We start from the raw sequence: 12306 nt of genomic DNA, 5'->3' as shown, positions 1-12306 counted from the left end.
CGAGTCAACCGCGGTAGGGATACCGGCGGTCCAGCTCCAGATTCACCTGGAGGACGTCCACCCGCGGCTCACCGAGGAATCCCAGCGTCCGGCCGCTGGTGTGCTCGTCCACCAGGGCGCGGACCTGGTCCTCGGAAACCCCGCGCGCCCTGGCGACACGGGACGCCTGGATGGCCGCGTACTCCGGCGAGATATTCGGATCCAGTCCGCTCCCGCTCGCGGTGACGGCATCGGCGGGCACCGCAGGATCGGCGGGCGCGTCGCCCCGGATCGGGACGACTCGCCCGGCGGAATAGTCCTGTCCCGGTTCGGCGCAGTCCACTCGGACGCCGCGGTAGGCCGCGACGAACGGCCGCGCCGGACACGCCTCGTTCACGCTGACGACCTGCGTGGGATGCGTGACGTCCCCATCGGGGTCGCGTGGTCCGAGCACCGAGAGCACCGCGCCCACGCCATTTTTCGTGCAGAACGGACGGCTCCCGTCGACGCTTTCACGGTCGCCGACCTCTTTGCTGCGGGCGCACACCGTGGTGAGCAGGCTCGCACGTGCCGGGGTGTCGACGATGTCCTCCGGTCCCAGGTTGCTCGCGGCGGTGGACATCGGGTCGTAGCCGTCACCCGCTGCGGACGGACGGCTCTGGAAGTACTGCACCAGGGCCGCACCGCCGGAGTCGGTGAACGATTGCCCGATCAGGCTGGACCCCACGATGGTTCCGCCGACGTCCGCCAGCGACCCGTCCGCTTTCTCGTGCAGCCCGGGCAGCTGGGCCACCGCGAAAACGGCCGACGGGTAGACGATTCCGGTGATCGCCGTCAGCGCGAGCAGTGCGCGCAGGGCGGCGAGATGCTGCCGGAGCCAGGTTGAGAGGCGCATATCAGGACATCCCGGGGAGGAACTGGACCACGAGGTCGATGAGTTTTATGCCGAGGAACGGCGCGACGACGCCGCCCAGTCCGTACACGGTCAGATTGCGGCTGAGCAACTTCGACGCGTTCGACGGCCGATAGCGCACGCCGCGCAGGGCCAACGGGATCAGCGCGACGATGACGAGGGCGTTGAAGATGACCGCGGACAGGATCGCCGACTGCGGGCTGGACAGTCGCATGACGTTCAGCAGGTCCAGGCCGGGGAACAGCGTCACGAACAGCGCGGGAATGATCGCGAAGTATTTGGCGATGTCGTTGGCGATGGAGAACGTCGTCAGCGCCCCGCGAGTGATCAGCAACTGCTTGCCGATCTCCACGATCTCGATCAATTTGGTCGGATCGGAATCCAGATCGACCATGTTGCCCGCCTCTTTGGCGGCCGACGTACCGGTGTTCATCGCGACGCCCACGTCGGCCTGTGCGAGCGCGGGCGCGTCGTTGGTGCCGTCGCCGGTCATCGCGACCAGCCGTCCGCCCTCCTGCTCCCGCTTGATCAGCGCCAGCTTGTCCTCCGGCGTCGCCTCGGCGAGGAAGTCGTCGACGCCCGCTTCGTCCGCGATCGCCTCGGCGGTCAACGGGTTGTCGCCGGTGATCATCACCGTGCGGATGCCCATGCTGCGCATCTCGTCGAACCGCTCCCGCAGGCCCTGCTTCACCACGTCCTTGAGGTGGATCACGCCGAGCACCCGGGCGTCACCGCCGTCGACCTGGCCGACGACCAAGGGCGTGCCGCCCGCGGCGGAGATGCCGTCGACGGTCGCTCCGAGCTCGGCGGGCACCGAACCGCCCTGCGACCGCACCCATTCGGTGACCGCGCTCGCCGCGCCCTTGCGTAACAGGCGCTCCTCGACGTCGACGCCGGACATCCGGGTCTGCGCGGTGAACTCCACCCACCGCGCGTGACTCAACTCGCCGGGCGTCCGTTCCCGCAGACCGTAGGCCTGTTTGGCGTAGACCACGATGGACCGGCCCTCCGGCGTCTCGTCGGCCAGGCTGGAAAGCTGCGCGGCGTCGGCCAGTTCCGCCTTGCTCACCCCGGGAACCGGGACGAAGTCCGCCGCCTGGCGGTTGCCGAGCGTGATGGTGCCGGTCTTGTCCAGTAGCAGGGTGTTCACGTCACCGGCGGCCTCGACGGCCCGGCCCGACATGGCCAGCACATTGCGCTGCACCAGACGATCCATGCCCGCGATGCCGATCGCCGACAGCAGCGCGCCGATGGTGGTGGGGATCAGGCACACCAGCAGCGAGACCAGCACGATGCCGGTGACGCCGTGCACGTCCAGCGCCGAGGTGTCCGGCACGCCCGGGTTGTTCGCCTTGCTGAAGATCGCCATCGGCTGCAGCGTGGCGACCGCGAAGACGAAGATGATCGTCAGCGCCGCCAGCAGGATGTTCAGCGCGATCTCGTTCGGGGTCTTCTGCCTGCTCGCGCCCTCCACCAGCGCGATCATCTTGTCGATGAAGCTGCGGCCCGGCTCCTGGGTGATCCGCACGACGATCCGGTCCGACAACACGGTGGTGCCGCCGGTCACCGCCGACCGGTCACCGCCGGACTCGCGGATCACTGGCGCGGATTCACCGGTGATCGCCGACTCGTCGACCGACGCGATGCCTTCCACGACGTCGCCGTCGCCCGGGATCACCTGCCCGGCCTCGACCACGACGTGATCACCGCGGCGCAGATCCGGGGCGGCGACGCGTTCCTCGACCACCCGCGCGCCCGGCGACCACTCCACCAGCCGCCGCGCGACGGTGTCGGTCTTCGCCTTGCGCAGCGTGTCGGCCTGCGCCTTGCCGCGTCCCTCCGCGACGGCCTCGGCCAGGTTCGCGAAGATCACCGTGAGCCACAGCCACACGACGATCGCCCAGGCGAAGAAGCTCGGGTCCGCCAGTGCGAGAACGGTCGACCACACCGCGCCGAGTTCGACGATCAGCATCACCGGGTTGCGCCACAGGGTGCGCGGGTCGAGCTTGCGAACCGCGTTCGGTAGCGAGGTCAGCAGCATCTTGGGGTCGAGAACCCCGCTCGGGACACTCGTGCCCCGCCGCGGCCGCTCGGGCTCGGCCTGTGCCGAGACCCTTTCATCGAGTGCGGAACTGGACATGTCAGTGGATTCCTTCGGCGAGCGGCCCGAGCGCCAGCGCGGGCAGGAAGGTGAGCGCGACCAGGATCACCGTCACACCGACGACCATGCCGACGAACTGCGGCCGGTGCGTCGGCAGCGTGCCGATCGACTCGGGAGTGGTGCCCTGCCGCGCCAGCGAACCGGCCAGGGCGAGCACGAAGATGATCGGCAGGAAACGGCCGAAGAGCATGGCCAGGCCCAGTGCGGTGTTGTACCACTCGGTGTTGCCGGTCAGGCCCGCGAAGGCGGAGCCGTTGTTGTTGGCGGCCGAGGTGAACGCGTACAGCACCTCCGACAGACCGTGCGGCCCGGAGTTCAGCATGCTCGCGCGCTGCCCCGGCATCGCCATCGCCGCGGCCGTGCCCACCAGCACGATCAGCGGACTGATCAGGAAATACGACGCGGCGAGTTTGATCTCGCGCGGCGTGATCTTCTTGCCCAGGTACTCCGGAGTGCGACCGACCATGAGGCCCGCGACGAACACCGTGATCACCGCCAGGAGCAGCATGCCGTACAGACCCGATCCGGTGCCGCCGGGCGCGACCTCACCCAACTGCATGTCGAACATCGTCATGAGACCGCCGAGGCTGGTGTAGGAGTCGTGGAAGGAGTCGACGGCGCCGGTCGAGGTCAACGTGGTCGAAGCGGCGAACGTGGCCGAATTCGCCACGCCGAAACGCTGCTCCACGCCTTCCATCGACGCGCCGATCGCGGTCGGCACGGTGCCGTGGTGCTGGAGCTGGAACAGGTTGGTCAGCGTGACGCTGATCAGTGCGATCGTCCCCATCACCGCGACGATCGCGTAGCCCTGCCTGCGGCTGCGCACCATCCGGCCGAAGGTGCGCGGCAGCGAGAAGCTGATCACCAGCAGCAAGAAGATCTCCACCCAGTTGGTCCAGGAGGCCGGGTTCTCGAACGGGTGCGACGAGTTGGCGTTGTAGAAACCACCGCCGTTGGTGCCGAGTTCCTTGATCACCTCTTGGCTCGCGACTGGGCCGCCGGGGATGATCTGCCGAGTCCCGTCGAGCGTCTGCGCCACTTGGTCGTGCGCGTGGAAGTTCTGGATCACACCGCCTGCCACCAGAACGACCGCGAAGATGAACGCGATCGGGAGCAGGATGCGCAGCGTGCCGCGCACCAGGTCGACCCAGAAGTTGCCGAGATCGCCGGTGTGCTGGCGAGCGAAACCTCGCACCAGCGCCACCGCCACGGCCATGCCAACGGCCGCCGACACGAAGTTCTGCACCGCCAGCCCCGCCATCTGCACCAGGTGGCCCTGGGTCGACTCGCCGGAGTAGTTCTGCCAGTTGGTGTTCGTCACGAAACTGACCGCGGTGTTCCAGGCCAGCGCCGGCGTCATCTCGGTGGCCGGGTCGTGCAGACGCAGCGGCAACCTGCCTTGCATCAGCTGGAAGAAGAACAGGAAGAGAACGCCGACCGCCGAGAAGGCCAGCACGCTGCGCGCGTACACCGGCCAGGGCTGCTCGACTTCGGGGTGCGCTCCGATCGCACGGTAGACGAGACGTTCTACGCGAGAGTGCTTCCGGCTGTCGTAGACCCGGTACATGTAGTCGCCCAGCGGCACGTGCACCAGCGCGAGCGCCAGGATCAGGGAGGCCACGAAGGCGATCCCCGCCGTTGTCGTGCTCACTCAGAACCTCTCGGGAAACAGCAGCGCCGCGACCAGATAGACCGCGACGCCGACGGCGAGAACCAGACCGATCAGATTCGCGGTCACAACTTCTCCACCCCGCGCTGGATCACCCCGAACAGCGCGAACGCCGCCACGGTGAGCGCGGTGAACACCACGACCGATATCACTGCACAACCTCCATCCGCGCGCCGGACTCCGGCGCGACACAGCGAGTGAAGCGCCCCAGTGGCGCGTCCGGCCGTTTCCTGACGACTTCTTGACGCCCGGGTGCTCGGCATTTGCGGTTCATTGACACTCACGCGACGCCCGCAAGGATGGCGTCAAGGAACGCGGACGGACCGTCAACACCCCGTAAAAATCCAGGTCCCGCCGTCTGGCGACGGTAGAAGTGGAGAGTCGGCCAGGCGGGACGATTCCAGCGCGACCGGTGCCGTCCAGCCGGAAAGAAGAGAGGACCGCGATGTCGGCAGTGATCTTCGTCGTCGCCTTCGTCTGCTGCGCGCTGGTCATCCGCGCGCTCGGGGCTCGCGAACAGGCGCCGCGACCCCTACCGATTGTGCTCGAGGTCGATGATGCGCGGAGGTGACGCGGAATCGGAAGGCCGCACGGTGGCGCGACAGCGCGCCGCGACGATCGAGGGGTGCTCGGCCCGGGCAGCGCGACGCGCGATGATGAAGGCGTGAAACGCGGGCAGCTGCGTATCTACCTCGGCGCCGCGCCGGGAGTCGGCAAGACCTACGCCATGCTCGGCGAGGCCCACCGGCGGCTGGAGCGCGGTCGCGACGTGGTGGCCGCGGTGGTCGAAACGCACGGCAGGGAGAAGACCGCGAAACTGCTCGAGGGCATCGAGCGCGTACCGCCGAAGCTGATCGACTATCGCGGCAGCACGTTCGCCGAACTCGACGTCGAGGCGGTGCTGCGGCGCGCGCCCGCGGTGGTGCTGGTCGACGAGCTGGCGCACACCAACGCGCCCGGCAGTGAGCACGAGAAGCGCTGGCAGGACGTGGCGGAGTTGCTCGACGCGGGCATCGACGTGATCTCGACGGTCAACGTGCAGCATCTGGAGAGCCTCAACGACGTCGTGGAGCAGATCACCGGCATTCAGCAGCGCGAGACGGTACCCGACGCGGTGGTGCGCGAAGCCGACCAGGTCGAGCTGGTCGACATCACGCCGGAAGCGCTGCGGCGCAGGCTTTCCCACGGCAACGTATACGCCGCCGAGCGGATCGACGCCGCGCTGCGCAACTACTTCCGCGCGGGAAATCTCACCGCCCTGCGCGAGCTGGCGCTGCTGTGGCTGGCCGACCAGGTCGACGCCGCACTGGCGAAATACCGGGCCGATCACAAGATCACCGAATTGTGGGAGGCGCGCGAACGCGTCGTGGTGGCGGTGACCGGCGGCCCGGAATCGGAGACGATCGTGCGGCGCGCAGGCCGGATCGCCACGAAATCCAGCGCCGATCTGGTGGTCGTGCACGTGGTGCGCGGCGACGGCCTGGCCGGGGTCTCCACCGAGCGGCTGGCCCGGCTGCGTGAGCTGGCGGCCGGCCTGGACGCCTCCCTGCACACCGTCACCGGCGACGACGTGCCCACCGCGCTGCTCGAGTTCGCCCGCGAGGCGAACGCCACCCAGCTCGTGCTCGGCACCTCCCGCCGTTCGCGCTGGGCGCGGATCTTCGACGAGGGCATCGGCTCCACGGTGGTCCAGCGCTCCGGCAAGATCGACGTGCACATGGTGACGCACGAGCAGGCTCACCGCGGATTCCGGTACGCGGCCCTGCACCCACGCCGCCCCCTGGCGGCCTGGCTCGCCGCCGTTCTCGTGCCTGCCCTGGTCTGCGCGGTCAGTGCCGCCTACCTCGACGAGCTGCTGGATCTGGGCGGGATCAGCGCCGTGTTCGTGGTCGGCGTGGTCGCGGTGGCGCTGCTCGGCGGCGTCGTGCCCGCGTCGTTCTCGGCGCTGCTGTCGGGCCTGTTGCTGAACTGGTTCTTCGCCCCGCCGCGCTACAGCCTTACCATCGCCGAGCCGAACAGCTTCATCACCGTGGTGGTGCTGCTCATCGTCGCCGTCGCGGTGGCGGCGCTGGTCGACCTGGCCGCGAAGCGAACCGTTCAGGCGCGCAAGGCGTCCCGGCAGGCCGAGCTGCTGACCATGTTCTCCGGCGCGATCCTGCACGGCGCGGATCTGCCCCGGCTGCTCGAACAGATCAGGGAGGTCTTCGCGCAGCGCGCGGTCGGCCTGGTGGCGGGCGACCGGGTACTCGCCGAGGTGGGCGTCGACCCGCCACGGCAGCCGTCGGATGCGGACACCGTGGTGGAAGCCGGCGATGCCCGCCACTGGCTACTGCTGTCCGGCCGCCCGCTGGCGGCCGCCGACCGACCGGTGCTCAACGCGGTGACCAACCAGGCCGTCGCGCTGGTGCGGCAGGCGCGCCTCGCCGAGGAGGCCAGCGCCGCCGCGGCGCTGCTGGAGGCCGATCGCCTGCGGCGTGCTCTGCTCTCGGCGGTCAGCCACGACCTGCGCACCCCGCTGGCAGGCGCCAAAGCGGCGGTGTCCAGCCTGCGCAGCGACGACATCGAGTTCTCCCCCGAGGACACCGCCGAATTGCTGGAGACGATCGAGGAATCGGTCGATCAGCTCACCGCACTGGTCGGCAATCTGCTCGACTCCTCCCGGCTCGCGGTCGGCGTGGTCACGCCGCAGGTGCGGCGGGTCTACCTGGACGAGGCGGTGCACCGCGCGCTGGTGAGCGTCGGGATGGGCGCGCGGGGACTGCGCCGCGCGGCAGTGGACCGGGTCCGGGTGGAGGTCGGCGACGTCTCGGTGCGCGCCGACAGCGGCCTGCTGGAACGGGTACTGGCGAACCTGATCGACAACGCGTTGCGGCACGCGCCCCGCGCGGACACGGTCCGGATCACTGCGGAACGCGCGGGTGACCGGGTCGCGATCGCGGTCGTCGACACCGGCCCCGGTGTGCCGCACGGCACCGAGGAGCAGCTGTTCGAACCCTTCCAGCGCCTCGGCGACCGCGACAACACCACCGGCGTCGGCCTGGGTCTGTCGGTGGTGCGCGGGTTCGTCGAAGCGATGGGCGGCACAGTGCATGCCGAGCCCACCCCGGGGGGAGGATTGACCATGCTGGTCGACTTGCCCGGCGGCGAGCCGCCGGATGCCGGCGGCACGGCCGTGGCGCACGAGACGACGAACGCGGGTGAGTGAGTGTCCGTGACGACACAGGAGGCGGCGGTGGCGGCGAAGACGTCCGAGGCGGTGGCGACGAAGGTGCTCGTGGTCGACGACGAACCACAGATCGTGCGCGCGTTGCGGATCAATCTGTCGGTGCGCGGCTACGAGGTGATCACCGCCGCGACCGGCGGGGCGGCCTTGCGCGCGGCGGCCGACCGGCATCCGGACGTCGTGATTCTCGACCTCGGCCTGCCCGACATGGACGGCATCGAGGTGCTCGCCGGATTGCGCGGCTGGACCGCCGCGCCGGTGATCGTGCTGTCGGCGCGGACGGATTCCGCCGACAAGGTCGAAGCGCTGGACGCGGGCGCCGACGACTACGTCACCAAGCCGTTCGGCATGGACGAGCTGCTGGCCCGGCTGCGCGCCGCGGTCCGGCGCGGCGCCACCGATCCCGACGCCTCGGCGCCCGTCGTGACCACCGACTCGTTCACCGTCGACCTGGCCGCCAAGAAGGTCACCAAACGCGGCGAGACCGTCCACCTGACCCCCACCGAGTGGGGCATGCTCGAGATGCTGGTGCGCAACCGCGGCAAGCTGGTCGGACGGCGTGAGCTGCTGCGCGAGGTATGGGGTCCCTCCTACGCCACCGAGACCCACTACCTGCGGGTCTATCTGGCGCAATTGCGCCGCAAGCTGGAGGACGATCCGTCGCATCCCAAGCACCTGCTGACCGAGGCTGGCATGGGTTACCGGTTCCAGGAGTAGTAATCCCGGCCACGGGCCGCCGACCGCGCGGAATGGCTCGACCTGGCGCGGCGTTGCCAGGCGCGCGAGTTGATTGCGACGACAATGGCAGGATCGAACCCATGGCTGAACAGACCGCTACACCCGTCACCGCCACCGCGGCGCCGAGCGCGCCGGAACCGACCACGTTGTGGGTCGAGCGCACCGGAACCAGGGCTTACACCGGCCGCAGCTCCCGCGGCGCCGAAGTCCTGATCGGTTCGCAGGGCGTTCCCGGTGTGTTCACCCCCGGCGAGTTGCTGAAGATCGCGCTGGCCGCCTGCTCCGGGCTGAGCGCGGACTTCCCGCTCTCGCGCAAACTCGGCGACAACTTCGACGCGACCATCCGCGTCTCGGGCGACGCCGACCGGGAGAACGAGGTGTACCCGCACCTGGAGGAAGTGTTCGAGCTCGACCTCAGCGAACTCGACGACGCATCCCGCGAACGGTTGCTGGTCACCGTGCAACGTGCGATCGACAAGGTCTGCACGGTGGGACGGACACTGAAGGCGGGATCGAAGGTGACGCTGTCGTTCGACATCGAGGCCTGATGGGCGAGACCGTTCGGTTGAGCGCCTGGGTGCACGGAATGGTCCAGGGCGTGGGTTTCCGCTGGTGGACTCGGTCGCGGGCGCTGGAGCTCGGCCTGGTCGGGCGCGCGACCAATGCCAGGGACGGCCGGGTGCACGTGGTCGCCGAGGGGCCACGACCGGCCTGCGAGCGGTTGCTCGCCCACTTGCGTTCCGGCGATACACCTGGTCAGGTGAGGTTGGTTGTGGAAAGCTGGGAGCCCGCGCGGGGTGATTTGACCGGTTTCGAGGAGCGGTAGTGGTGGTTCGGGCGACGAGGGGGGCGCAGCGGTGAGCACGCGAAATCCGGGTGAAGACGAGCGCCGGGACGAGCCCGAACGGCCGTCCGAGCCGCAGCGCCCGGGCGCGGACCAGCAGCCCGCCACTCCGGCCACGCCCGCCCCCGGCGACGACCAGGACTGGTCGACGCCCGTCTCCCGTGGCACCGACCAGCCGGCCCCTGGGGACGCCGAACAGTCCGGCGTCGACTGGTCCACGCCGGTATCGGCGCCGCCCGGCGAGACGAGCGGCCCAGGCGGCGAACACCCGGCAGCCTCCCCGCGGCCCGGCAGTATCCAGCGCCAGGAAGCCGGCGTGACTCAGCCCCGCCCACCGACCGTGGCCGAGGCGCGGGCAAGGGAGAAGGCCCGCAGACGCGCCGAGGAGGAACAGCGCGCCGCCGCCTGGGCCGAGGCGGCCAAGAAGCGCACCCGCAAGCGGGTCATGATCGGCGGTGTCGCCATCGTCGGCGTCGCCGCCCTGGTCGGTGGCGGCTATCTGGCCTATCGCGCCCTGGCCGCGCCGGACCGGGTGACGGCGCAGTGCGTGAAGACCGAGAACGGCCAGGAGATTGTCGTCGACGACTCCTACTGCGGCGACGGCCGTCCCGGCTTCATCAGCGACACCGGCGTCAATCCGGGTTTGATCATCCTCGGCGGCGGGCCGCAGTACCGCTACTACTACGGCGGCACGGGCGCCATCGGCAAACCGCCGACCGGCGGCACCACGATCAAACCGAAAGGCGCCGAGATCAAGACCAAGAGCGGCACCACCATCCAGCGCGGCGGTCTGGGCAGCAAGAGCACCGGCGGAGGGTCGTAGATGCGACGCGTGCGGGATACGCCCCGGGCGGGCTGGCAGCAGACCGTCGAAAGCCAGGGCCTGGTCTACGGTTCCCCGGGCCGGGATGCGAGTGGTCAGCCGCGCCCGTACTGGGACGAATCGGTGCACTACGAGTTCGAGATGCCGGAGATCCTCGCGTTGGAGGCCGACGTCGAACTCCTGCACTCGATGTGCCTGAACGCGGTCGAGCACATCGTGCTCACCGAGCGGTACGCCGATTTCGGCCTGCCCGAATGGAGCTGGGGCCCGATCGCGGAATCCTGGCGGCGCTCCGACCCGCACGTGTACGGGCGCTTCGACCTGCGCTACGACGCGCGGCGTCCGGCGAAACTGCTGGAGTACAACGCGGACACGCCGACCTCGCTGCTGGAGGCGGCGATCGTGCAGTGGCACTGGCTGACCGACCGCTACCCCGGCGGCGACCAGTGGAACTCGTTGCACGAGAAGCTGGTCGAGCGGTGGGGCGAGCTGCGCGATGTGCTGCCCACGCCGCAACTGCACTTCACCTGGTCCGGCGCGGACGCCACCGGTGAGGACAACGTCACCACCGCCTACATGCAGGAGACCGCGGCCGAGGCCGGGTTCGACACGGTCGCGCTGCCGATCGAGGAGATCGGATTCGATTCCGAGCTGGAACGTTTCGTCGATCTGGCGGAGGCCCCGATCGAGGGGATCTTCAAGCTCTACCCGTGGGAGTGGGTGCTCGACGACGATTTCGGCAAGCGCGTCGTGGACAGCCTGCCGCAGACCATGTGGATCGAACCGCTGTGGAAGACGCTGTTGAGCAACAAGGCGATCCTGGCGGTGCTGTGGGAGATGTACCCGGGCCACCCGAATCTGCTGCCCGCCTACCTCGACCAGCCCAACGAACTCACCGAGTACATCCGTAAACCGAAGCTGGGACGCGAAGGCGCCAACATGACGATCGTCGGCGCCGGCCTGGAAACCGCGACCGGCGGTGTCTACGGCGAGGAAGGCTACGTCTACCAGCTGCTCGACCCGCTACCGGAATTCGACGGCATGCGCCCGGTGCTCGGCGCGTGGATCGTCGGCGACGCCGCGGCGGGCCTCGGCATCCGCGAGACCGCGGGACTGATCACCGACGACGGCTCCGCCTTCGTCCCGCATCGCATCACCGATTGAGCATCGTCACCGTCGAACACGAATCCGCCTCGGCCGTAGGCCGGCCCGTCTCGGAAGGATCAAGATGACCGCAGTCGCCCTGGAATCGGGGTACTGGAGCTCGCTGGGTGAGGGGGTGGGAGCGATCGTTCTCTACGCCCTGGTCGGTTTGGTGCTCATGCTCGTCGGCTTCTACGCCATCGACCTGACCACGCCGGGCAAGCTGCGCAAGCTGGTGGTGACGGGCAAGCCGAACGCCATCATCGTCACCGCGGCGGGGATGATCAGCATGGCGTTCATCGTCGTGCTCGCCATCTTCGCCGTGGGCGGCGGCGGCAAACTGTCCGAGGGCCTGATCGCCGCGCTGGTGTTCGGCCTGGTCGGCATTGTCGCCCAAGTCGTCTCGGTGCGCGTCATCGAGCGGGCGCTCGGCATCGACATCGGCGCCGCGCTGCACGCCGACACCTACACCACCGAGGTGCTCGTGGTGGCGGCCGCGCATTTCGCGCTGGGTCTGGTCGTCGCCTTCGCGATTCTGTAGGCGGCGCCGCGCGTCCCGGCACCTCGACGGCCCGGATGTGCGCTGTCGGTCGCCGTGGTTCCGCTGGGTCAGTGCTGGTCGGCGTGGTCGAGACAGTACGCGGCCGCCGCGAGGTACTGGCGGCACTCGGGTCCGTGACCGGCGTGCACGCTGCGGATGAACAGTGCGCGATCCATATCGAGATCTGTCGACGGCTCCGCGGAACAGTCCCGGTACCGGGCGCGCCACAGGTCCTGCGTATCCAGCGATGTCTGCATCGTGCACCTCCCGTG

At 69.3% G+C, this 12306-nt stretch carries 12 protein-coding genes; 7 read left to right on the top strand and 5 right to left on the bottom strand.

Annotation, left to right across the window (positions count from 1 at the left end):
• Positions 1-4: 4 nt before the first annotated feature.
• From NNI01S_RS10210 to kdpF, 4 genes are read right to left on the bottom strand one after another with little or no spacing between them, the layout of a single operon-like run.
• Positions 5-874: a potassium-transporting ATPase subunit C gene (locus tag NNI01S_RS10210; protein ID WP_063019776.1), complete on the bottom strand. Its 870-nt coding sequence runs from the start codon at positions 872-874 to the stop codon at positions 5-7.
• 1 nt (position 875) lies between these two features.
• Positions 876-3032, bottom strand: coding sequence for a potassium-transporting ATPase subunit KdpB (gene kdpB, locus NNI01S_RS10205; RefSeq protein WP_063019775.1), 2157 nt, complete (start codon positions 3030-3032; stop codon positions 876-878).
• A 1-nt stretch (position 3033) separates the two neighbouring features.
• Complete coding sequence (gene kdpA, locus NNI01S_RS10200) at positions 3034-4704, bottom strand: potassium-transporting ATPase subunit KdpA (RefSeq protein WP_063019774.1); 1671 nt, start codon at positions 4702-4704, stop codon at positions 3034-3036.
• Complete coding sequence (gene kdpF, locus NNI01S_RS36490; protein ID WP_067479578.1) at positions 4705-4791, bottom strand: K(+)-transporting ATPase subunit F; 87 nt, start codon at positions 4789-4791, stop codon at positions 4705-4707.
• Between the two features lie 595 nt (positions 4792-5386).
• Here kdpF and NNI01S_RS10195 point away from each other — a divergent pair.
• The 7 genes from NNI01S_RS10195 to NNI01S_RS10165 all read left to right on the top strand — a co-directional run bounded on the left by NNI01S_RS10195 (position 5387) and on the right by NNI01S_RS10165 (position 12034).
• The gene (locus NNI01S_RS10195; RefSeq protein ID WP_084488697.1) at positions 5387-7927 is read left to right on the top strand and encodes a sensor histidine kinase; all 2541 of its coding nucleotides are present in this window, start codon (positions 5387-5389) and stop codon (positions 7925-7927) included.
• Between the two features lie 6 nt (positions 7928-7933).
• Positions 7934-8662, top strand: coding sequence for a response regulator (locus tag NNI01S_RS10190; protein WP_281180610.1), 729 nt, complete (start codon positions 7934-7936; stop codon positions 8660-8662).
• 101 nt (positions 8663-8763) lie between these two features.
• Positions 8764-9231, top strand: coding sequence for an OsmC family protein (locus tag NNI01S_RS10185; RefSeq protein ID WP_063019773.1), 468 nt, complete (start codon positions 8764-8766; stop codon positions 9229-9231).
• A complete protein-coding gene (locus tag NNI01S_RS10180) occupies positions 9231-9509 on the top strand; it encodes an acylphosphatase (RefSeq protein ID WP_063019772.1) in 279 nt (92 codons plus the stop codon). Before NNI01S_RS10185 ends, NNI01S_RS10180 begins: the two co-directional genes overlap by 1 nt.
• A 31-nt stretch (positions 9510-9540) precedes the next feature.
• The gene (locus NNI01S_RS10175) at positions 9541-10350 is read left to right on the top strand and encodes a hypothetical protein (RefSeq protein ID WP_245676057.1); all 810 of its coding nucleotides are present in this window, start codon (positions 9541-9543) and stop codon (positions 10348-10350) included.
• Positions 10351-11514: a glutathionylspermidine synthase family protein gene (locus NNI01S_RS10170; RefSeq protein WP_063019771.1), complete on the top strand. Its 1164-nt coding sequence runs from the start codon at positions 10351-10353 to the stop codon at positions 11512-11514. It abuts the gene before it with no gap.
• 64 nt (positions 11515-11578) lie between these two features.
• Positions 11579-12034, top strand: coding sequence for a DUF350 domain-containing protein (locus tag NNI01S_RS10165; protein WP_063019770.1), 456 nt, complete (start codon positions 11579-11581; stop codon positions 12032-12034).
• A gap of 68 nt (positions 12035-12102) precedes the next feature.
• Here the strand turns inward: NNI01S_RS10165 and NNI01S_RS10160 are convergent, their stop codons facing one another.
• Entirely contained in the window at positions 12103-12291 is a 189-nt protein-coding gene (locus tag NNI01S_RS10160; protein WP_063019769.1) for a hypothetical protein, read from the bottom strand.
• Between the last annotated feature and the right edge of the window lie 15 nt (positions 12292-12306).

Origin of the sequence: Nocardia niwae NBRC 108934 = DSM 45340, assembly GCF_001613465.1 — a bacterium.
In the GTDB taxonomy this organism is placed as follows: Bacteria; Actinomycetota; Actinomycetes; order Mycobacteriales; family Mycobacteriaceae; genus Nocardia; species Nocardia niwae.
This window is presented reverse-complemented; position numbering and strand designations above follow the sequence as displayed.

What these genes read in the sequence shown, in the direction of transcription:
- NNI01S_RS10210 (WP_063019776.1), bottom strand. Translation starts at nt 874, where the DNA reads ATGCGCCTCTCAACCTGGCTCCGGCAGCATCTCGCCGCCCTGCGCGCA.
- kdpB (WP_063019775.1), bottom strand. Translation starts at nt 3,032, where the DNA reads ATGTCCAGTTCCGCACTCGATGAAAGGGTCTCGGCACAGGCCGAGCCC.
- NNI01S_RS10185 (WP_063019773.1), top strand. Translation starts at nt 8,764, where the DNA reads ATGGCTGAACAGACCGCTACACCCGTCACCGCCACCGCGGCGCCGAGC.
- NNI01S_RS10180 (WP_063019772.1), top strand. Translation starts at nt 9,231, where the DNA reads ATGGGCGAGACCGTTCGGTTGAGCGCCTGGGTGCACGGAATGGTCCAG.
- NNI01S_RS10170 (WP_063019771.1), top strand. Translation starts at nt 10,351, where the DNA reads ATGCGACGCGTGCGGGATACGCCCCGGGCGGGCTGGCAGCAGACCGTC.
- NNI01S_RS10165 (WP_063019770.1), top strand. Translation starts at nt 11,579, where the DNA reads ATGACCGCAGTCGCCCTGGAATCGGGGTACTGGAGCTCGCTGGGTGAG.
- NNI01S_RS10160 (WP_063019769.1), bottom strand. Translation starts at nt 12,291, where the DNA reads ATGCAGACATCGCTGGATACGCAGGACCTGTGGCGCGCCCGGTACCGG.